Here is a 21,992-nt window from a genome sequence, read left to right on the forward strand (position 1 = left end):
CTTACATCACCCCCATCAAGTAAACGACCGTCAGAACGAAAATCCATACGACGTCGAGGAAGTGCCAGTACAGGCTGAGCACTTCGACTTTACGCTTCGTAACCGGCGTAATGCCGCGTTTGCTAAGCTGAATCATAAGACCGACCATCCAGACGAGACCGATCGAAACGTGCAATCCGTGCGTGCCGACGAGCGTGAAGAAGCCAGACAGGAAGCCGCTCGTCGAGATCGTCGCGCCTTCATGCACCATATCGATAAACTCCGTTACCTCGAGCGTGATGAACGCAGCACCGAGAATAGCTGTAACGGCGAGCCAGCCGATAAGCGCCTTCTTCTTGCCGGCATGCATCATCAATACCGCGAGCCCGCTCGTGAACGAGCTCGTCAGCAGGATGAACGTTTCGGCGATGACGCCCGGCATTTTGAACAATTCTTCCGCCGTCGGGCCGCCTGCCGTATTGTTGCGCAGGACGACGTAGACAGCGAACAGACAACCGAAGATGATGACGTCCGTCATCAGGAATATCCAGAAACCTAATGTTTTGAGCGACTCCAAATCATGATGCCCATGCTCATGATCATGATGGCCGCCCGCATGTTGCGAGGCTGGTTTTGCCATTAGATCGACGCCTCCTTCAATGCTGCTGCTTTCTCCGTACGTTCGATTTCATCCACTGGGATGTAGTAATCGTCATCGTACGTGAACGAGCGGGCAATCATACAGACGGCTACGCCGACCATCGACGGAATCGCCATCCACAACCAATCCCATACGAAACCGAAGCCTGCCCCGAACCAGAACACCGACATGATGAACGGAATGGACGAGTTTTTCGGCATATGGATCGGCTGCAGCGCTGGTTTCGGAGCCAACTTCTCGCCTTTGGCCAGCTTCTGCTTCGTCTCCCACCAATCGTCGACATCGTTAACGACTGGCTCAGTTGCAAAGTTATACAGCGGCGCAGGCGACGGAATCGACCACTCGAGCGTACGGCCGTCCCAATGGTCGCCCTTCGCCCGTTTGAAGAACCGAATGCTGTGCGCGATTTGCCATACTTGGAACAGGAAGCCCGCTCCCATCAAGAAACCGCCGACCGTCGAGATCATGTTGAGCGGTCCCCAACCCATGTCGAAGTCATACGTGTACAGACGGCGCGTCATGCCATCGAGACCCAGGAAGTACTGCGGCATGAAGCAGACGTAGAAGCCGATGTTCCACAGCCAGAACGCCCATTTGCCGAGGTGCTCGTTGAGCGCGAAGCCGAACATTTTTGGCCACCAATAATACAGACCTGCGAAATAACCGAATGCGACACCGCCGATAAGCACTTGGTGGAAGTGCGCAATCAGGAAGTAGCTGTTATGGAACTGGAAGTCCGCCGGTGCAACCGACAACAGCACGCCCGTCATACCGCCGACGACAAAGCACGGAATGAACGCGATCGTCCACATCATCGGCGTTGTGAACCGGATACGGCCGCGGAACATCGTGAACAGCCAGTTGAATATTTTGACACCGGTCGGTATGGCGATAATCATTGTTGAAACGGCGAAGAACGCATTGACGTCCGCGCCTGAGCCCATTGTGAAGAAGTGGTGGGCCCAAGTGAAGAAGGACATAACGGCAATACCGATCATGGCGAATACCATGGACGTGTAGCCGAACAATTTTTTACGGGAGAATGTCGCCACAACCTCGGAGAAAATACCGAAGGCCGGTACGACGACAATATAGACTTCCGGATGTCCCCACATCCAAATCATGTTGATGTACATCATCGGGTTGCCGCCCGCATCAAGCGTGAAGAAGTGCGCACCCATGAACCGGTCCAGGAACAGGAGGGCCATCGTCACCGTCAGGATCGGGAAGGCGAACAGAATCATCAAGCAGCTGGACAATACCGACCAAGTGAACATCGGCATCTTCATCAGCTTCATGCCAGGAGCGCGCATTTTCAGAATCGTCACGACGAAGTTGATACCCGTCGCGAGCGAGCCGATACCGGAAATCTGAATGCCCCAGATGTAGAAGTTTTGTCCGACGCCCGGGCTGTGCGACAGCTCTGACAGCGGTGGATATGCGACCCATCCGGCATCCGGCGAGCCGCCGATGACGAACGATACGTTGAATAGCATCGCGCCGAAGAAGAATAGCCAGAAGCTGAGTGAGTTTAAGAACGGGTACGCGACGTCGCGCGCACCGATCTGCAGCGGTACGGCGATATTGAACAGACCGAACATAAGCGGCATCGCCATGAACAGAATCATGATGACGCCGTGCGTCGTAAAGATGGCGTTATAGTGCTCGGCATGCAGGAAGTTGGTATCCGGCATGGCCAGCTGTACCCGCATGAGCAGCGCGTCGACGCCGCCGCGGAACAACATCATAATCGAAGCAATGATATACATGATGCCGACGCGTTTATGGTCAACTGTTGTCAACCATTCACGCCAGAGCCATCCCCACTTCTTGAAGATCGTGAGGACGAGTACGATCGCCACCATGGCAAGCGCTATGCTAACCTGTGCGCCCAGAATGAGCGGGTCACCGGTTACGAAGAAATCCGAGAAACTTTCTAAGTTCCCCCACATAGTCGCCGCCTCCTTTCATTATCCCTATAGGTTAATAGTTTGTTAGTTACTGCTGAGCAGGCATTCGTGAGACACGCTTCGAAATGTAGCGATGCGCGCTGCAACACAGTGCCTGTTATTTTTCTTCGCTGCCGTGGTGATGACCTTCGCCGACGACATACTTGTTAACGATCTTATCGTACAACCCATCCGGGAACGAGTTGAACGTCTGCACAGCCGAGGAACTTGGTTCCGCCAGCTTCTCATAACCATCCAGCGTCAATGCAGTTGGACCCGATTTGACTTCCGATACCCATTTGCTGAAGTCATCATCACTAGTCGCATCCACTTGGAAGCGCATGTCCGCGAAGTTCGGACCACTGAAGTTCGCGCCTGATCCATAGTAGCTGCCCGGCTCATCCGCTTGCAGGAACAACGTCATGTTCATGCCGGACATCGTATACATCTGGCCCCCAAGCTGCGGAATCCAGAACGAGTTCATCGGCGCATCGGACGTCAATTGGAATTTAATCGGCCGATCTTCCGGGATTTTAATGTAGTTGACCGTAGCAATGCCTTCTTCCGGATACGTAAACAGCCATTTCCAGTCAAGCGACGTCGCTTGAATGACGAGCGGCTTCTTATCCGATTCCAGCGGCTTGGACGGCTCCAGCGCATACGTATACTTGACCGTAATAACACCCAACACGCCGATTACGATAATCGGAATAGCCCACCATGTAATCTCGGCTTTCGTGTTGTGCGACCAAGTCGGCTTATATGCCGCCTTATTGTCCGGTTTATCCCGATAGCGCCATACAATCCATGCCGTCAGTATGATGACCGGCACAAGTACGACCGCACACAGAATCGTTGAAATGACAATCAAATCCCGCTGATCCGCACCGATCGGCCCTTTCGGATCCAGAACCATCATTGACGAGCTGCAACCAGACAGCATAACCGTCATGATGAGCATCAGCAGCCCGATTCCATACTTGGTTAGTTTCGATCGCATGTTTGTCTTCATCTCCTTCATCCCACCCGAACGCCCCCCGTTCGGAGGTTCCATCCGAGTCATTCACGAATTGCTATCCATACGATAACAGATCAATTACCCGATTACGCCCCTGTTTGCAAATACGTCAATTATTATTCTCTAATCTGTAAAACAAAGTTCACCATATCGACACGGAGAAGGCTAAGCTTTCCTTTCAAGTGCAGGGAGGACGGCTTTTGGCCGGTTTACTGCCCCAATGGGACGAATTTTGGCGTAATCTTCATCCGATGGACACGTCCTATTATCTGCATTTGTGACAACAAAAAACCCCTCCGAAGAGGGGTTGCATCAATTTCTGTTTAATTTTGAACGAATCCGGTGTTACTGGTCGTGATTGTCATTGTTGTGATCCGACTGCTCGCGTCTTGTATTGACAAGATGAATCGCCGTGCGGATGACATAGATGTGTACGCTGCCGACCAGAAATCCGATTCCGATCATCAGACCCCAGTTACGGTCATTGAATGGCTGCAAATACATCAGACATAATACAACGCCAATTGTCAAAGCGGCCCATGCGGCGATCGTCATAATCCATACGAGCGGCCGGAATCCGCGTTCAGTCATTATTCTGCTCGTAATCGATGTCGTCTTCGTCGTCATGGTGAACACGCTCCTCGTTTGTAAGTGGTTACAAATATAGTATACCACAAACGCGAGAGAATTGTTCATATTTTGTTCAAAAAATGATCAAACTTCGGACAAAAGTTGCTGCCAGCTGCTTTCCAGCCGCTTACTGCTCTGGAAACCCGTATTTTGCATGTCCGGGGCTGTGCTTCATTGACGCACTTAGAAACCGAAATATTGATCGGCATTCTCGTAGCAAATACCGCGTACAACCGTGCTCAGCAGCTCGTCGTCATTCGGAACTTCGCCGTCCTCGACCCATTGACCGATCAAATTGCAGAGAATACGGCGGAAATACTCATGGCGAGTGTAAGACAGGAAGCTGCGCGAATCGGTCAACATGCCGACGAAGCGGCTTAGCAAGCCGAAGTTAGCCAGCGTGTTCATTTGTACCAGCATACCGTCCTTCGTATCGTTAAACCACCATGCGGAGCCGAACTGAATTTTGCCTGGCGTGCCGCCGCCTTGGAAGCTGCCCATGATCGTACCGATTGCGTTGTAATCGTTCGGGTTGAGCGAGTATAGAATCGTCTTCGGCAGCTTGTTGTTGTCATCAAGCGCGCTCAGCAGCCTCGTAAGAGCGTAAGCAACGGGACTGTCGTTGATCGAGTCGAAGCCGGTATCCGGTCCGAGCTCGCGGAACGCCCGCTTGTTGTTGTTGCGGTTCGCGTTGATATGGAACTGGCTGGACCAACCATGTTCTGCATACCGGCTGCCGATATGTACGAGCGTGAACGTCTTATATTTCGCTTCCGCTTCCGCGCTTACTTTCTCACCGCTCATCGCGGCTGCGAATATACCGGCTGCTTCTTCCTTCGTCACATCTGCATACATCATGTTGTCGAGTGCAAGGTCGGCTACGCGGCAGCCGACTTCGTGGAAGAAGTTGATCCGGTCGTCGAGCGCGGACAACAATTCGTCATAGGATGCAATCGGTTTGCCGTTGACTGCCGCTAGCTTACCGACATAATCGGCGAAGCCGTCACGGTTCACTTCGATCGCACGGTCCGGACGGAACGAAGGCAGCACTTTCACGTCACGGAACGTTTCGTCTTGCTTCAATTTAATATGCCATTCCAGCGAATCGATTGGATCGTCGGTCGTGCAGATCACTTTAACATTCGATTTGCGGATGAAATCGCGCGCCCCATAGCCTTCTTCGCCTAGCTGCGCGTTGACGCGCTCCCAGATCGATGGCGCATTGCGTTCATTAATCAAGTCATACACGCCGAAATAACGTTGAAGCTCCAGGTGCGACCAGTGATACAGCGGGTTGCCGATGGCCATAGGCACCGTGCGTGCAAAAGCCATGAAACGGTCGTAATCGTCCGCACCGCCTGTAATGAGATGCTCTTCTACACCATTAGCACGCATGGCGCGCCATTTGTAATGATCGCCCGACAGCCAAGCGTCGGTCAGATTGCGGAACTTCTTGTTCTCGTAGATCTCTTGCGGGCTAAGATGGCAGTGATAGTCAATGATCGGTAGATCCTTCGCATACTGTTCATAGAGACGAACCGCCGTCCCCGTACGGAGCAAAAATTGTTCATTCATAAATGGCTTCATTAAAAAGGATACCGCCCTTCTTACTATAATGTTCGCGCGGCGCGCGTGAGACAACGTTGTTTGTAGACGGATGAATGGGCTTACACTTTCCTATCCTACTCTTTCGCCCGTTTAGATTCAATGCTTGATGCACAGCGGGTAAGCGATTCAGTTCTATTATGAATGAAATGATGTAACTTTGAAGGAATCCGTGGCCGTGGGCAGTTGAGCGGCGCATGCTCCCGATATGCTTGTGGGTTAAGCGGCATGCAGCCGAAGCTGCAGATCGTGAAAGCCCGGTACATGCCGGACGGCCTTCATCCGAATGACGTCGGCCACCAACTGCTTGCACAGCGCATTGCGCCGTTTCTGGAGACACTGCAACAAATAAGCGCGCGAAATAACCAGCACCGCTAACGAACTGCGTTAGCGGTGCTTTTCGATTCGTAACTGACACTTTACGCTTCATTAATCGCGGCGCACGCTGGCAGAGCACTACTCCCACCAGATGATCCGCTGCATGAAGCTACTTCCCGCGGCGCTGCTTGCGTTTCTCGAGATGCTCAAGCCAGCGCTGCAGCTTCCGTTCCTTATGCTGATCATGCACTTCCTGCAAAGTCCTCTTCGGCTTCTTCTCCTGAACAACTGCCGGTGCGGCCGCTTCCGGCTTGAGCGGGAGCCGCACGGTGAATACCGTCCCTTCTCCCGGCTTGCTGTCTGCCGCGATGGTGCCCTGATGCTGGCGGACAATGGTTGCAGCAATGGACAGGCCGAGTCCGCTGCCGCCTTTGGCGCTGGTGCGCGCTTTATCCGCTTTATAGAAACGTTCGAATACATGCGACAAATCGTCGGCAGCGATGCCGATGCCCGTGTCAGCAATGACCACAACCGCTTCCTCTTGCTCCTGCCGCAGCCCGATGCGGATCGTTCCCCGCTCCGGCGTGAATTTGATCGCATTATGCAGCAGATTCGTCCACACTTGCCGAAGCGCATCCTCATCTCCGGATAGAGTGACTGGCTCGACTTCGATATCGAGCTCCAACTGCTTCGCAAGCCATAATGGCTCCACCGCTAGCGCCGTCCGCTTCAATTGCAAATCCAAGGGAAACACCGTGAGCTCGGCTTGCGCCAGTCCCCGGCGGGCTTCGAGCATCGTCAGCCTCAGCAAGCTGTCACTAAGCTTGGAGAGCCGTCCGCTCTCAGCTTCGATCATGCTCAAATAATCATGCCGGGTCTCCTGCGGCAGCGACTCATTGTGCAGGGCGCGGGCAAAGCCGGCAATCGACGTCAGCGGTGACTGCAGCTCGTGAGATACGTCCGATATAAACCGTTGGCGCGTTTCTTCGAGCTCTTTCAGCCCGGATGCCATATCGGACAACTCCTCGGCAATAATCGTCATTTCGCCCATTCGTCTGTGCGGAGAGATGGCAACCGAGAAGTCGCCTGCCGCTATCCGTTTCATCGCATCGACCATCGTCTGGAGAACGATGATCTGGTGCTGCCACGGTGCCGCAACGGCAGAGACGACAATGAGCAACAGCATGAACAGCAGTTGCGGAGCCAATGCATACATATAATGACTGTTCCATGCGGCCAGCGGCTTGCCCACAGCAAATTTATACGCTTGACCTTCTGCTCCCTGAACTTCCGCAATCAGTGCGGTAACGCGGGGGTGGAACGGATTCGACCACTGATACGAAAATCGTTCCGTTGATACAGCGCCGGCACTCTCCGAACTCTCCGTTCCGTCCGATCCAACCGTTGCACCGCCGCCGGCACGGCTGATCGTTCCATTCGCATTATCCGCATTATCATTAGCTGCCGTCCATACACCGTGTTCGCCGGAGTCTGCCGTTCGGCTAACGCCCATCCATTCGGCAAGACGGTCGCTGCCCTCTCCGAATAAAATCCACTCGCCTCCTGGTTGCTGCATCGCCAGCGCAATTTCATTCTGACCGGCAAAAGCTTGCAGCAACCGCGACGCCCGTTCAACCTGCCCGGACTGCACTTCCCCGCCGTCAACGGCGCCATTGGCATTATCCGCCCCCGATGCCGCTCCTGAGCCGCCGCTGCTGTCTGTCCGGACGTCTGCCGCTTCCAGCAGCTCGACTGCGCGACTCATGTCGGACCGCAGCTCTTCGCGCATATCATCCCGGTTCAAGCCGTCCGTCACGTAGGCTGCGACGTAATACAATCCCGTCCACGTCAGCATCACAATGGTAATAACCGAAACAAATACACCAACGATTCGAAGCCTGTAGAATCGGGTCAGCCGATCGATCCCTTTCATTCCTGCACCGTCCCGGGCTCCATCCTATAGCCAAGCCCTCTGACCGTTGCGATGCGAAATCCGGCCGCAGACTCCGGGAACCGTTCGCGCAGCCGGTTGACATGCACGTCAAGCGTCCGTTCATTGCCGTCGAAATCAACGCCCCAGATCGCTTCGATCAACTGCTCGCGAAGCAGCGTCTGCCCGGGATAGCTGGCCAGCTTGAACAGCAGCTCGAATTCCTTCGGCGGCAACGCTATCGCACCTTCGCCAAGAGCAGTCTCGAATGTGCGACGGTTCAGCGTCACGTTGCCGATCTGCACGGTGGACGAGACTGCAATTCGATACCGCTTAAGCAGTGCTTTTACCCTCGCGATCAATTCCTCCGCATCGAACGGCTTCACGACGTAGTCGTCCGTTCCGAGCTCGAAGCCCTTCACCTTCTGCGACGTATCCCCTTTCGCCGTCAGCATCAGCAGCGGCATATCCGGATAATATTCGCGAAGCTCGCTGCATAACTTCCACCCGTCCATATTCGGCATCATGACGTCGAGAATGACGAGATCCGCCTTGAACGATTCCAACCGGCGGAGCGCATCTACCCCATCCTCCGCCTCCTCTACGATATACCCCGTTTCCTTCATGAAATGGCTGACAAGCTTCCGGATCGACGAATCGTCATCCACGACCAATATATTCACCATACGTCCGCTCTCCCTTCCCCGGCACCGGCCTTCTCGCCGCCGCTTGCCTCTTTGCCGAACTTCGCGTTGTTTCCTTCATTATGCTTATTGAATGTAAATTCAATTTAAACACCGAAGTCCAATGTTCGTCCATCTTATGTCGTCTGCATGTTCGTCCCGTGCGCTTGCGTCCAACCGGTGTAATTTTTTATAACACTTCTATAACAATAATGCCGTCTCCTTTCATATACTGTCATATAGCAACCAGAGAGCGGGGAATTGCGTATGGGAAGCAAAACACGCAAAGTTGCGATTGTTGGGGTCGGCCATGTGGGCGCCAGTTGCGCCTATTCGCTCATCAATCAATCGATCTGCGACGAGATCATTCTGATCGGCCGGACACCGCATCGTGCCTACGCGCAAGCGCTGGACCTGTCGCACTGTATGGATTTCACCTATACCCGGACCAAAATATTCGCCGGCTCCTGCGCCGATTGCAGCGACGCCGACATCGTCGTGCTATGCGCGGGCTCCTACCCTAAACCCGGCAGCTCGAGACTCGACATGACCGATAGCGCCTTTGAGATCTATCAAACTTTTATTCCTTCATTAATGTCCTGCGGATTCGACGGCACGATCATCGCAGCCGCGAATCCCGTCGACGTCGTCACTTATATGGTATGGAAGCTGTCCGGCCTGCCGCGCGAGCGTGTCATCGGCACCGGCACGTCGATCGACTCCTCCCGGCTTAAGACGCTGTTGTCCGAATACCTTCCGGTCGATCCGCGCAGCGTGCACGGATACGTTCTTGGCGAGCACGGCGAATCCCAGTTCGCAGCCTGGTCCCATGTGACGATCGGCGGTAAGCCCATTATGGACATCCTTGCCCAGCACCCGCAGCGGTTCAGCCAGCTCAATCTCGATGATATCGAGCTGAAGACGCGCAACGCCGGGTGGGAGATTTTGCAGCACAAGGGCTCGACCCATTATGGCATCGCGAACGCGATTGCGCATATCGTCCGGTCGATTCTGAACGACGATTTCAATATTACAGCGGTTTCGGCCGTTCTTGACGGCGAATATGGCGAGCGAGGCGTCTGTGCGGGCGTGCCCGCTATACTGACGCGCAAGGGCATCGCCGAGCTGGTCGAGCTGAATCTCACTCCCCCTGAACGGGCACGGTTCGCTAATTCGTGCCAAGTCATCCGGTCGGCGGGAGCATCGCTTCCTCTTTAGCCCCCATCCTTGTGGCTGTACCGCTTTCCGTGCCGCTCGTCAATGTTCGGATTATTATTCGGCCTGCCTTTGACAATGTTATGAATAATAACATAGAGTAAGTAAACAACATGAATATCAAGATTGAAACGACCATGCATAAGCCGCAGCACGGATCGGAATAGGAGGCGAAGCTCTATGGACTTGCGAAAAATGCGGCTGGACGAACCGGCAATCGGCACGTTCAGCGAAGAGAGAGAAGAATACGAACGGGACTACGCCCGTCTCATCCAATCCCCGGCATTTCGCAGATTGCAAGGCAAATCGCAAGTGTTCGGCGCCGGGTCCGGCGATTACTACCGAACGCGCCTGACGCATTCGCTCGAAGTGTCCCAGATTGCACGCGAAGTATCGCGGCGGCTCGGCAAGCAATATCCGTTCCTCGCCAAGCGCGAGCATCCGGGTCTGCTCCTCGATCCGACTGTCGTCGAATGCGCCTCGCTGGCGCACGATTTCGGCCATCCCCCGTTCGGACATAAAGGGGAAGAAGTGCTGAACCAGCTGCTCACGGAAGAGTACGGTATGAAGTATGAAGGCAACGCGCAAAATTACCGGATCTTAATGTTTCTCGAGAAACGCGCAGGCAGCGGCAGCGGACTCGATCTGACCGCCTCCGTCCTGCTCGGTGTGAATAAATATCCGTTCTGCTTGGACGACCCAGGCCGGCTGAAAGGCGTCTACCGCGAGGAATGGGCTCGCATCAGCCATATCCGCGATTTATGGGCGATGCCCAAAGAATGCTCTACGCTGGAAGCGCAGCTGATGGACTTGTGCGACGACATCGCCTATTCGACACATGATATCGAGGACGGCATCCGTGCCGGCAAGATCCAGATGAACCGCACCTTTTTCGAGGACGATCGGCTTATTGACAATTTGATCCACGAGATTACAGCCGATCAAGGCAATGGTGATCTTCGTTGGCACGAGGTCGACATGAGGGCGATGTGCCGCCGCGCAATGGACGATTATCTGGAGCAATGGGAAGAGCTGTACATTCAGTGCGAACGGGAGTCTTCCCGCACCCGGCGCGAGATGAAGGCCCGCTGGGTCAGCACGTTCGCCGGGCGCGTCGGCATTATCGACGATTCCGCAAAAGGCTGGAAGCGCGTAACCTTCGTCCGGGAAGGTGCAGAAGACTTAGAACTGCTCCGCACGATGGAAATATTGAAGAAGCTCGCATGGGTAACGCTGATCAAGGATTTCCGAATTCAACGGCTGCAAATGCGAAGCGAAATCATGATCCGGCGGCTGTGGGAAAGCTTCCGCGATCCCGAACGGGGCCGGCTCATTCTGCCTCCCGATTGGACGGAAAGCTTCGAACGACATAAATCCCATTGGCAATGGCCCCGTTTCATCGCTGATTATATATCGGGTATGACCGATTCGTACGCCTCCAAAGTATATAACGAGCTGTACGCCAGCAAGACGGGCTCCATCTACGAGATGGATTGAATAGGTTTGCACGGTCCGCAGGGCCGGGGAGGGCGCCATGCCTCCCCGGCCCTTTTTATGCCAGGCATAGCACAGGTTGTTCGATGAAATTCTACATTTACAGAGGATTGGAACTTGATTGCGGGCCTACCGCCCTACACGACCTTGAAAATACAAACCTATATCCCTAAGTTCGCACATTGTTGTATGAAGGGCTTACAGGGCATAATGGAGTCACACCAAATAAGGGGGAATCAATTCAATGCGTAAAAGCACGAAATGGATGAGCGTTGCCCTTGCAGGCGCGCTGACGGTTTCGCTCGCAGCATGCGGAAGCGACTCGAAAGATAACGAAACGAACACGTCGAACGGCGGTTCGACAACGGAAACGCCTAAAGCTGAAAACGTAACGATTACCTTCCAAAACATTTATCCAGACCCATCGACACCAGCCGCGAAAATTCTTGATAAAATTGTCAAGCAATACGAAGCGGAACACACAAACGTGAAAATCGAGCTCGACTCGCTAAACACGGACCAACAAAAAGCAAAACTGAAAACGCAAGCAGCTTCCAAAGAAGTTCCAGATATTACGATCGTTAACCCAGCAGCGCAAATGAAAGACTATGTTGACGCAGGCCTGTTCGCTCCGCTGAACGACATGCTCGACAAGAACGGTCTGAAAGACACGTTCCAAGAGGGTATCCTCAACTGGTACAGCTTCAACGACAACGTATACGCATTGCCAGACGGCAACAACGTGGCGGTTATGTTCTACAACAAAAAACTGTTTGCTGATGCAGGCATCGCAGCGCCTCCAACGACGTTCGAAGAGCTGCTCGCAGACGTTAAAATTTTGAAAGACAAAGGCATCACGCCAATGGTTATGGGTGAGAAAGATACTTGGACGGGTTCGTTCCTGTTCATGAACATCTTGCTCCGCACGAACGGCCCAGGCTTCCTGCAATCCGTAGTTGACGGTTCGAAAAACTTCAGCGATCCAGCATTCACGGAAGCTGTAGACGCGTTCCAACAACTCGTTCAAGCTGGCGCATTCCAAGACGGTGCAACGTCGATGGACTACAACGCAGCTGAGAACCTGTTCAAAACGGGCAAATCCGCTATGTACTTCATGGGTTCATGGGCAACAGGCGCAATCGACCAATCCACTATCGGACCGGACGCAGGCGTATTCAAGTTCCCAACGGTTAACGGCAAAGGCAACACAGACGAGTACATGCTGGCTCCAGGCTCCGCATTCGCGATCTCGGCTAACAGCAAGCACGTGGAAGCAACGAAAGACTTCCTGAACTACTTCATGCTGCAATTCCCTAAAGTATCGTTCGACGAGAAGAACGCAGTTACGCTTGCACAAAAAGTTGACGGCGACTTCGCAGCAGCTGGCTACTCCCCGCTCCAAATGGAAGTGGCAGGCATTAAAGGCGCAGTTAAAGGCGGCGACCTCTCGTTCGACAACACGATGAACCCTGCAACGTCGCAAGTTCACTTGACGAGCATCCAAAACCTGTTCGTACAAAAAGTGGATTCCGCTTCGGTAGGCAAAGAGCATCAAACGGCTTACGATTCGAACAAATAATTTAGCTTCACATTTAGATTTGATCGATCCGTTCGCTATGCAAGCGAAAGGGAGCGGCCCTGTCGCTCCCTTTCTCTATGTTATAAACTCATCATCGCAACAAACCGTATCAAATGATTCAAGATTCAAGGAGGCGAACTAAATGAATGCGCTAAAGGTGCCTGCACGGACAATCGCACTATTCGTGTTACCGTGTCTACTGCTGTATGTCTGCCTCGTGTTCGTTCCAATCTTCTACAGTATGTACACGAGTACGTTCGACTGGAACGGCATCGGCGTTAAGAAGTATATCGGTTTAGACAACTATGTTAACATTCTGTATCATGACAAAGTTTTCTGGCCTGCTGTTAAGCACACGCTTTTGTTTGCCGTATTCTCCATGTTGGAGATTCCGGTCGCGCTTCTTATTGCAACGCTCTTAAACCGTTATGTACGCAAACCGAATTTCTTTGTTTCCGCGTATTTCGTTCCTGTTATTTTGTCCGTTGTAATTATTGGTCAATTGTGGAAAACGATTTATAACCCTGCATCGCTTGGCGGTATGATCAACCAAACGCTTGACAGCCTTGGGCTGCACAGCTGGACTCATTCATGGCTTACGGAACCGGATATCGCAATGTACGCTCTTTACTTTGTAGCTCTATGGCAGTACCTGGGTTACCATCTGCTTATTCAATTCACAGGTATCTCCAACATCCCTACGGAAATTTACGAGGCGGCTAAGATCGATGGAGCGGAAGGCTTTAAAGCTGATTGGCACATTACGTTCCCGCTGGTCGTCCCGATTTTCAAAATATCGATTATCCTTGCTTTTATCGGTTCATTGCAATCCTTCGACATGATCATGGTTATGACGGGCGGCGGTCCTGCTCACGCAACAGACGTTATCGCTACCCATATGTACAACATGTCGTTCGCATCGTCCAAATTCGGTTACGGCAGCGCGATCGCGATCATTCTGGTCATCGTATGTCTCGTCGCAACCGTCATTATCAATACGGCATTCAATAAGCTCGAGAAAAAAATCGGCTAACGTGCAACCGAATGTAACGCGAAAGGAGTTAATGTCTATATGAATCAGGCGCTTACTTCGTCAGCAGCCTCGTTGGCTAAGCCGGCACGCAAGCGAGTACCCATTGCTAGAATATCGGTATTGACGCTGCTCGGCATTCTGCTCGTCACGCAGCTGTATCCTTTGTTATGGTTGGTTCTGTACTCATTGAAATCCAATGAGGAAATATTGTCAGGCAAATTCTTCGCTCTCCCTAAATCGCTTCAATGGACCAACTACAAGCAAGCCATCGAAGCTCACTATTGGCAGTATCTCTACAACAGCGTATTCGTTACCGTCGTCACGATGGTATGCGTTATCGTACTGGCGAGCATGGTGGCTTACGCCATTACGCGTTTCAAGTGGAAGCTCGGCCCTGTCGTCATGCTCATCTTCCTTATGGGTATGATGATTCCGGTCCAATCCACGTTGCTGCCGATCATGATGATCTTCAAGAACATCCCGGGATTGATGGGTACGCGCTGGTCGATCATTCTGCCTTACATCGCTTACCAGACGCCAATCGCCGTGTTCATCCTTAGCGGCTTTATGCGCACCATTCCGCTTGAGATCGAGGAATCGGCTCATATGGACGGCGCAAGCATCATGCGGACGTTCCGCAGCATCATCCTCCCGATTTCGGTTCCGCCGATCGTGACGGTATGTATTCTGACGTTCATCAACATCTGGAACGAGTACATCTTGGCTGCTACGTTCATCTCTTCCGCGAAGTACAAAACGCTTCCGTTCGGGGTTAACAGCTTCGTCAGCCAGTATTCGTCCAACTATGGCGCTATCGGCGCTTACCTGGTGCTCGGCGCACTGCCGGTCATCATCATGTACTTCGTTCTCTCGGAAAAAATTACGAAAGGCATGGTTGCGGGCGCTGTCAAAGGCTAACCGCGAACACCTTCTCGTCATACAACTCCTAACAAACCTTCAGGGCCCGCTGCCCCGGAGGTTTGTTGTATTTTCCCTCCCTCCCGGCATAACGTTCCTTATCGATAATTGTGGTATGATGGAATAAGTATTTATTATTTTGTATCATGCGGGGGCTTCCTTCATGTTTCGCATATCTCGCGGCTTTCGTTCATTCCGGAACCGGTTATTTATTCTGCTGATCATCAGCATGATTGGTCTGTTGTCGATCGTCACCTTCTTATACTACCAACGAGCAACGGATCAGTTGCACAATAAGGTGACCGAGATTGCGGAGAAGAACGTCCGGCAGACGATGCATGTCTACGACTTGCTGCTCGACAGCTATAACGGCTTGTCCAAATCGCTTATTACCAACGCCGAATTGCTTCGCATGATCGACAATCATACGGACAACCCTGCTTTAGCCATTATTAATGAACGAGCAATTACGAACATACTCGGCAACATGTTCTATTCCCGTTCCGACATCATCTCGATTCACGTCTTCACCAATTCCGGTACCGCTTACAGCTACGGCAATTATCCGAACGCCGTCGAACCTTATTTCACAAGCCGGGAATGGTACAACCGGATTCAGAAGTCGGACGGCGGCATCGTCTGGCTCGGCTTATTCAAGCATTCGCTGACGGACCAGACCATCGAGCAGCCGGTGTTCGCCTACGGCCGGTTAATGTACGATCTAATCGAGCACAAGCCGATTGGCATCCTGCTCGTTCAGATGAATGCGAATCAAGTCACATCGGCGCTCGTCAATATGCGTCTTGGACCGGACAGCGACGCCTTCATCTTGTCGCAGGACGGAAGAATGCTCGCATCCGACGATCCGGCCGAGGCGGCCAACGTCCCTTGGAACTTCCATGCGGACGACTCCGAACAACTGAGCACGTTCGAGACGACTTCTGCACATGTGGCAGCAATCGAAGCCGCCAATTCCGGCATCGATATCGGTATGACAAGCACGCCAACGAGCATGGATGCACTGGAGCTGCTGTTGTCTCTCCATGGAACAGTGCATGACAACGATATCGTCTTCGATCAGCGGCCGCAGGAGCTCGTCGTCGCTTCCATGGCGAACAAAATCGACTGGACCTTCATTAGCCGGACGCCGAACAGCAACTTGAACGTCGAGTTCAACCAGACGAAACATTACTTCGTACTCGTGCTTTCGATTCTGCTGCTCGTCTCGATTGCTATTGCCAGCTTCATCGCCCGTACCATTACGCTGCCGCTCAAGCGGCTCGTTCAGGAGATGCGGCAGGTCGAGAACGGAAACTTCCGCGGCTCGGTTCATACGAAATCGTCCTATGAGGAGATCGACATTCTGGTCGCCTCCTTCAACCACATGGTGTACCGGATGGACGATCTCATTACACGCGAGAAGGAATCGTCGGCGCGCGAGAAGCAGGCGCAGCTGCAGGCACTGCAATCGCAAGTCAATCCGCATTTTTTGTACAACACGCTCGACATGATTTATTGGATGCTGGACGAACAAGAGAACGACCGGCTGTCCCGGATCGTATTATCGTTATCGCATATGTTCCGCTACAGCAGCGACTGGAACGAGAGCTCCGATTCTACGCTTGGAGAAGAGCTGGCGCTGATCCGACATTATCTGACGATTATCGAAGCACGATTGGATGACCGTTTGACGGTCGACATCGAAGTAGAGCCCGAATTCATGGACGTTCAAATTCCGAAAATGACGCTGCAGCCGATCATCGAGAACGCCGTCAAGCACGGGCTTGAGCCTGCGCTCCGCCCTGGCCGTCTTCGTGTTTACGCAGAAGCGGAAGGTCAGCGGCTCCATATTACGATTGCCGACAACGGCGTCGGCATCGAGCCGCATGCGCTGGCGCAGCTGCAATTGGCGCTCGGACAGCACCCGGATGGCACGGATCCGAACTCGCCGCATGTCATCGCAAGCACGAAGCGCAAAGGGATCGGCATCGCGAACGTTCATCACCGGCTCGCTCTGATGCACGGCGAATCCTACGGATTAACCGTGCATAGCGAGCAAGGCGCAGGTACGACCATTCGAGTTACGCTTCCGCTTCCGCCCCGCTCCGTCATAGAACGGCAGCCGGACTAGCCTTTTAAGAAAGGAGAATATGACGGCAATGAACATTCTGATCGTAGATGACGAGACCATTATAAGAAGCGGCATCAAACGAACGATTCAGAACCGGTATCCCGACTATCGGATCTGGCTTGCCGCTTCGGCGGATGAGGCGGTCAAACGGCTGCGCAGCGAATCGATCGACCTCGTGCTGAGCGATATTATGATGCCTGGCATGTCCGGGCTCGAACTGATGAAAGCGGCCAAGCCGCAGCACCCGCATGTCCGTTGGGTGTTCATCTCGGCGAAGTCCGAATTCTCATTCGCGCAGGAGGCGCTACGTCTCGGTGCGCGCGACTATTTGGTCAAGCCGATCGGCAAGGAGCGCGTCATCGAGCTGATCGACCAGCTGCGGGACGAGCTTCATAAGGAATCCGAGCAGTCGAGAGACACCCGGCAGCTCGACGTGAACTTAAAGTATTTGCGGGAGGCCGTGTTCCAACGCTGGGCTGCCGGTCTCGACATCGGCAACTTCGATATGCAACCGCTGATGGAAGCTTATCCTTCCTTCCACCTCGTCATGGTGAAGATGGACGCTGACCGGCCGGTGCATCTCGAACATTTTATTATCGACAATGTACTTTCTGAACTAATCGAGCGTTACGGCAGCGGCTTCGTCATCAGCTACGATTCGCAAAGCCTGCTCGGCCTTGTGTCCGTACCGGACGATTCGCTTACGCTGTTAATCGGCGAGCTTCGAACTCATCTCCGGCAATATCTGAAGGTCCCGTTCCAGGTCATGAACTCGGGATTAATCGAACAGTTCCAACTGGTGCCCGCCGAGATCCGGCGGCTCCGCCAAGCATCGGATTCGCAAGTGTACGAGCAGGACGAGCGGGGGAGCGACCGCGCGATCGAGACGGCGATCCAATATATCAAATCGCACTTCCGCGAAGACTTGTCGCTCGAGAAAGTGGCATCCGTCGTCTTCTTGAACCCGGTCTACTTCAGCCAGCTGTTCAAGCAGAAGACTGGCCAAGGGTACAAAGACTTCGTCATCCAGCTGCGGCTGGAGCAGGCGAAGCGGCTGCTCCACAATCCGAGCTTGAAGCTGGCGGAAGTTGCGGAGCGAATCGGTTATCAAGACATGCGCCACTTCACCCAAGTATTCCGCAAGCGGTTCAACATTACGCCGACGGAGTACCGGACGCAGGAGATCGGACAAGGGGACTGACCCAGCAGGGATTTTGACGAAATTGAAAACAGCCTAGGCATGCGCGTGAAGCGCGCCTAGGCTGTTTTCGTTTTGCTTCCGAAAGCGGTCAGGATTGCCTTTGTTGTTCATCTTGATTGAGCGATGGTAATAAATTGTATATATAGAAAATTAATTGAAACAAAGTCCATTCAGTATACGTCTGATATTGACAAACAGATGACATTAACGGCATCAATGCTAAATACCCATATTAATAAGGGGGTTACAGAGATATGACTATAAAAGGAAGACGCACTGTCATTATTATAGCTGTTGTTATAGTTCTTCTAATCATTTCCATACTGGTATCTAGACACATCTCCACTACAACCAGGAACTACTCTTCTCATCAAGTGTTCAATGTTACGAGCCATTATGATTATGCGGTCAGTGGCGATTTAAATGGCCTTGTAAGTTTTGCAGATTATATTGTTACAGGTCATTATGACAAGTTTCAAGAAAGCTGGAACATGGGTGAGGACTATTATAGTGATGTATATCAATTTGTCATCGATGAAGTCAATTATGGTGATGTAACCGGGACAATTTCTGTCGCTATTCCACATTATCAACAGCTTAGCAAACTTGTCGACGGCCAGTTGTATACAAGTAATATCGATCTCCCGAACTATACTCAGCCTTCCATTGGGCAAAAATATGTATTGTTCCTCAAAAAATATGAACCCAAAAACATCTTTACACCGGCAGCCGTTCCTTTTCAAATTGAAATTGATCCTTCAAGCGTAAGTAAATTGAAATACACAACGAAAATCTCAAATAAAGAAGTAAAAACGAAATCGGGCGATACCATTATTTTCTCAAGTGAAGCTGTAGATATCGCATCTATTGATAAAATATCCGGCTTGAGCGACCAAGATTTGAAACAACAGATTTCGAATGCAGTTAAATCTAAAAAGAGTAAGTAAAAGAAGTTTCCGGCCCCCCTGCTAGGCAGCAACATCGGGAAAGTATCAACCGATGATGTTTACTCTCCGCACGGGACACTTTTCCTGCTCCAGCCAAGTATAAAAGCATGACAAAAAAGCCCATCCTTTATAATGAACGGCCAACCTGCGGCTCATCGTATGCCGTATGGTTGTTAGGCCCTTCTTATCGGATGGGAGGTGAAATCAATGGCTAAAGATGTTCTGTGTGAAGTGAACTCCTGCAAATTCTGGGGATCCGGCAACAAGTGCAACGCATCGTCTATCTATGTTGTCAGCCGTACCAGCCAACCCCGTCAATCCGAAGAAACGGATTGCAAAACGTTCGAACCGAAAATTTAGTCTTATCGTTACTCGTCCCGAACCGACACACGCATAAGCATGTATTACGGGCAGCCTTTCCGAGAGGCTGCCCGCTCTTCGTTCTCGCCATCATTATATCCAAGAATGATAATTATTATCACCATGCCGTTAACAACTCGTCACTCTTCTTTAGTAGAATTTAGCCCGCTATTGCGTTAACGCGTTGCGGACAGCCAATATATATTTCGCCTGATCGAGCGGATTCACGCCCCGGCGAGTCCGCTGCGCCTGTACGTCGGGCGGACACTCCTGATACCCATGGAAGAACGTCGACAGCGCGCCCCGCCCTTTCGTCATTGCGCCAAGCCTTGCCGGAAAATCCAGCGAAGTCGCGACCGGCAGCAGTCCTTCCAGCTCCATCCGTCCATTGTGCAGCACTGGCGGATCGAATTCCCCTCTCATGACGATGAGATCGTTCATGACCTTGCCGCCGAATTCCTCCGGTACGGACAGACGGAATCGTACGATCGGCTCCAACAACTGCGTACCGACGTTGCTTAGCCCGTTCATAATGCCCATCGGCGTAGCGATGACAAAATCGAGCGGATGCGTATGCCACACATGATGCTCGCCTTCCAGGAGCGTCACCTTCAAGTCCGTCACTTCCCAGCCGCGAAGCCCTTGCTGCAGCGCCTCCGGCACGCGCCTTGCCACTTCGTTCTGATAGCTTTCCAGCAGCCGCTCCCGCCGTGCGATAGAACTGTAATGCAGCCCGCTCCCGCGCTCGGCCGGCTCGATTGCGAACCGAAGAATCGCCCAGCACGGCTTGGGCATCAAGTAAGCAACATAACCTTCACCGGCAGAGGATGGTGTTTCTTTATAAATAACCGATGGCGCGCCGAACGTCACGTCGAGACCGAACCGGGAACGAATGAGCTGCGACAGCACCTCGACCTGAATCGGCCCCATCACCTTCAGATGAAGCTCCCGCTCCTCCTGCAGCCATTGCAGATCGAGCAGCGGATCTTCGTCCGCAAGCTGCTGCAGCGCGGAGACGACTGCCGGATATGCGGCATCGCTTGGCCAATGCGCCTGCACGGTCAACAGCGGCACCGCCAGCACCGCCCCGCCTGGCACAAGCTCCGGCGTGCCGATAATATCGCCGATCCGAACGCTTCCCCAGCCATACACCGCCGCAATGTCACCGGCCGTCAGCAGCCCGACATCCTCCGATCGCCTGCTGTCCGCCGTACGAATCTGCGTCACCTTCTCGGCTATGTTCTGCGTTGCGTTCGTGACCGTATCGCGGTTCCGGACCGTTCCGCCGTACAGCCGGACATAGGCGACCCGGCCCATCGCCGGGTCGCGCTCCAGCTTGAACACGACGCCAGACACCGGACCGTTCGCGTCTCCGGCAGGCGCCGGCAGCAGCCCGACCATCGCATTCAGCAGCGGCTCAATGCCGATCCCTCTTGCTGACGCGCCGAACAACACCGGATACAGCTGCGCTTGCCGGGATGCCTGAGCGGCCGCGCGGATCAGCACGTCCGGCTTCAGCGCCCCCGTCTCCAAATACTGGGCGAGTAGCTCTTCATCCCGCTCGGCTACCGTCTCGGCCAGCATTGTCCAATACGGCTCCGGCCGCTCCACTCCGTCCGGCTCCAGCAAGCTAATCGAGCCGGCGAACGATTCCTCCGCCCCGTCAGGCGCCCCGACCGGCACCGCATCCGGCGTCAACAACCGGCGGATTTCGGATAGGACAGCTTGTGCGTCCGCGCCTACCCGGTCCATTTTGTTCACGTAGATCAAGGTTGGAATCCGCAGCTCCTGCAGCGCTTGCCAGATGATCTCGGTCTGGGCTTGTACACCTTCCGCTGCCGATACGATCAATACCGCGCCGTCCATAACGCGAAGCGAACGCTCGACCTCGGACAGGAAATCGACGTGCCCCGGCGTATCCACGACATTGATGCGGACGCCCTGCCAGTCGAACCGGGTTACGGCCGCACGAACGCTGATGCCGCGCTCACGCTCGACCTCGAGCGAGTCGGTCTGCGCCGTCCCTTCGTCCACGCTCCCAAGCGTCCGGATTCGGCCGCTTTGATACAACAGCCGCTCCGTCGTCGTCGTCTTGCCTGCATCGACATGAGCGAATATGCCGATATTGCGTATTCCTTCCGCAAGGCGCTGCCCCTGCGCTGCTGTATGCCTCTCCATGCCCCGCTTCATCCTCTCTGTATGCCTTGGCTGCGGCTCAGCTGCAGCCGATTATGCCCGCAATGATACCGTTTTCTCTATGGTACATCCGCAGGCGTCAGGCGTAAAGAAGCACAGCAAGCAAATAAGCGCCTTCCGGTTCGAGAACCGAAAGGCGCTTGCA

Annotated in this window: 18 protein-coding genes; 10 read left to right on the plus strand and 8 right to left on the minus strand. The window is 53.3% G+C overall.

What is annotated here, in order from left to right:
* Position 1: 1 nt before the first annotated feature.
* The 5 genes from cyoC to uxaC all read right to left on the minus strand — a co-directional run bounded on the left by cyoC (position 2) and on the right by uxaC (position 5,824).
* On the minus strand, positions 2–619 hold the full coding sequence (cyoC, locus tag PKO01S_RS10250; protein ID WP_127531247.1) for a cytochrome o ubiquinol oxidase subunit III: 618 nt from the start codon (positions 617–619) through the stop codon (positions 2–4).
* The gene (locus PKO01S_RS10255) at positions 619–2,592 is read right to left on the minus strand and encodes a cbb3-type cytochrome c oxidase subunit I (protein WP_127531248.1); all 1,974 of its coding nucleotides are present in this window, start codon (positions 2,590–2,592) and stop codon (positions 619–621) included. The genes cyoC and PKO01S_RS10255 overlap by 1 nt, the downstream gene beginning before the upstream one ends.
* Positions 2,593–2,707: 115 nt before the next feature.
* Positions 2,708–3,589: a ubiquinol oxidase subunit II gene (gene cyoA / locus PKO01S_RS10260; RefSeq protein WP_127531249.1), complete on the minus strand. Its 882-nt coding sequence runs from the start codon at positions 3,587–3,589 to the stop codon at positions 2,708–2,710.
* A gap of 363 nt (positions 3,590–3,952) precedes the next feature.
* Positions 3,953–4,234, minus strand: a complete 282-nt coding sequence (locus tag PKO01S_RS10265; protein WP_127531250.1) for a hypothetical protein — start codon at positions 4,232–4,234, stop codon at positions 3,953–3,955.
* 186 nt (positions 4,235–4,420) lie between these two features.
* Positions 4,421–5,824 carry a glucuronate isomerase gene (gene uxaC, locus PKO01S_RS10270; RefSeq protein WP_127531251.1) on the minus strand — a complete coding sequence of 468 codons (1,404 nt, stop codon included), beginning with the start codon at positions 5,822–5,824 and terminating at the stop codon, positions 4,421–4,423.
* Positions 5,825–6,070: 246 nt separating this feature from the next.
* Between uxaC and PKO01S_RS10275 the strand changes: the two genes are divergently transcribed.
* Entirely contained in the window at positions 6,071–6,220 is a 150-nt protein-coding gene (locus PKO01S_RS10275; RefSeq protein ID WP_127531252.1) for an SGNH/GDSL hydrolase family protein, read from the plus strand.
* 109 nt (positions 6,221–6,329) lie between these two features.
* On the opposite strand, the gene PKO01S_RS10280 is transcribed toward PKO01S_RS10275, so the two are convergent.
* Entirely contained in the window at positions 6,330–8,093 is a 1,764-nt protein-coding gene (locus tag PKO01S_RS10280) for a sensor histidine kinase (RefSeq protein ID WP_127531253.1), read from the minus strand.
* Positions 8,090–8,776, minus strand: a complete 687-nt coding sequence (locus PKO01S_RS10285; RefSeq protein WP_127531254.1) for a response regulator transcription factor — start codon at positions 8,774–8,776, stop codon at positions 8,090–8,092. The genes PKO01S_RS10280 and PKO01S_RS10285 overlap by 4 nt, the downstream gene beginning before the upstream one ends.
* A 264-nt stretch (positions 8,777–9,040) precedes the next feature.
* On the opposite strand from PKO01S_RS10285, the gene PKO01S_RS10290 reads away from it, so the two are divergent.
* The 9 genes from PKO01S_RS10290 (at position 9,041) to PKO01S_RS10330 (ending at position 19,651) form a co-directional block, all read left to right on the plus strand.
* Entirely contained in the window at positions 9,041–9,991 is a 951-nt protein-coding gene (locus PKO01S_RS10290) for an L-lactate dehydrogenase (protein ID WP_127531255.1), read from the plus strand.
* A 177-nt stretch (positions 9,992–10,168) separates the two neighbouring features.
* Complete coding sequence (locus PKO01S_RS10295) at positions 10,169–11,485, plus strand: deoxyguanosinetriphosphate triphosphohydrolase family protein (protein WP_127531256.1); 1,317 nt, start codon at positions 10,169–10,171, stop codon at positions 11,483–11,485.
* Between the two features lie 241 nt (positions 11,486–11,726).
* Positions 11,727–13,061, plus strand: coding sequence for an extracellular solute-binding protein (locus PKO01S_RS10300; RefSeq protein ID WP_127531257.1), 1,335 nt, complete (start codon positions 11,727–11,729; stop codon positions 13,059–13,061).
* A 142-nt stretch (positions 13,062–13,203) separates the two neighbouring features.
* On the plus strand, positions 13,204–14,094 hold the full coding sequence (locus tag PKO01S_RS10305; protein WP_127531258.1) for a carbohydrate ABC transporter permease: 891 nt from the start codon (positions 13,204–13,206) through the stop codon (positions 14,092–14,094).
* Positions 14,095–14,133: 39 nt separating this feature from the next.
* Entirely contained in the window at positions 14,134–15,012 is an 879-nt protein-coding gene (locus tag PKO01S_RS10310) for a carbohydrate ABC transporter permease (RefSeq protein ID WP_127531259.1), read from the plus strand.
* 163 nt (positions 15,013–15,175) lie between these two features.
* Positions 15,176–17,143 carry a cache domain-containing sensor histidine kinase gene (locus PKO01S_RS10315; RefSeq protein WP_174818562.1) on the plus strand — a complete coding sequence of 656 codons (1,968 nt, stop codon included), beginning with the start codon at positions 15,176–15,178 and terminating at the stop codon, positions 17,141–17,143.
* A gap of 28 nt (positions 17,144–17,171) precedes the next feature.
* Complete coding sequence (locus PKO01S_RS10320) at positions 17,172–18,344, plus strand: response regulator transcription factor (protein WP_127531260.1); 1,173 nt, start codon at positions 17,172–17,174, stop codon at positions 18,342–18,344.
* Between the two features lie 254 nt (positions 18,345–18,598).
* Positions 18,599–19,291: a hypothetical protein gene (locus PKO01S_RS10325; protein WP_127531261.1), complete on the plus strand. Its 693-nt coding sequence runs from the start codon at positions 18,599–18,601 to the stop codon at positions 19,289–19,291.
* Positions 19,292–19,498: 207 nt separating this feature from the next.
* Positions 19,499–19,651 (plus strand): DUF1540 domain-containing protein, encoded by a 153-nt coding sequence (locus PKO01S_RS10330; RefSeq protein ID WP_127531262.1) that lies wholly within the window; start codon positions 19,499–19,501, stop codon positions 19,649–19,651.
* Between the two features lie 168 nt (positions 19,652–19,819).
* Here PKO01S_RS10330 and PKO01S_RS10335 read toward each other — a convergent pair whose 3' ends face one another.
* Positions 19,820–21,829 (minus strand): elongation factor G, encoded by a 2,010-nt coding sequence (locus PKO01S_RS10335; protein ID WP_127531263.1) that lies wholly within the window; start codon positions 21,827–21,829, stop codon positions 19,820–19,822.
* Positions 21,830–21,992 lie beyond the last annotated feature (163 nt).

Origin of the sequence: Paenibacillus kobensis NBRC 15729, from assembly GCF_004000825.1 — a bacterium.
Taxonomy (GTDB): Bacteria; Bacillota; Bacilli; order Paenibacillales; family Paenibacillaceae; genus Paenibacillus_T; species Paenibacillus_T kobensis.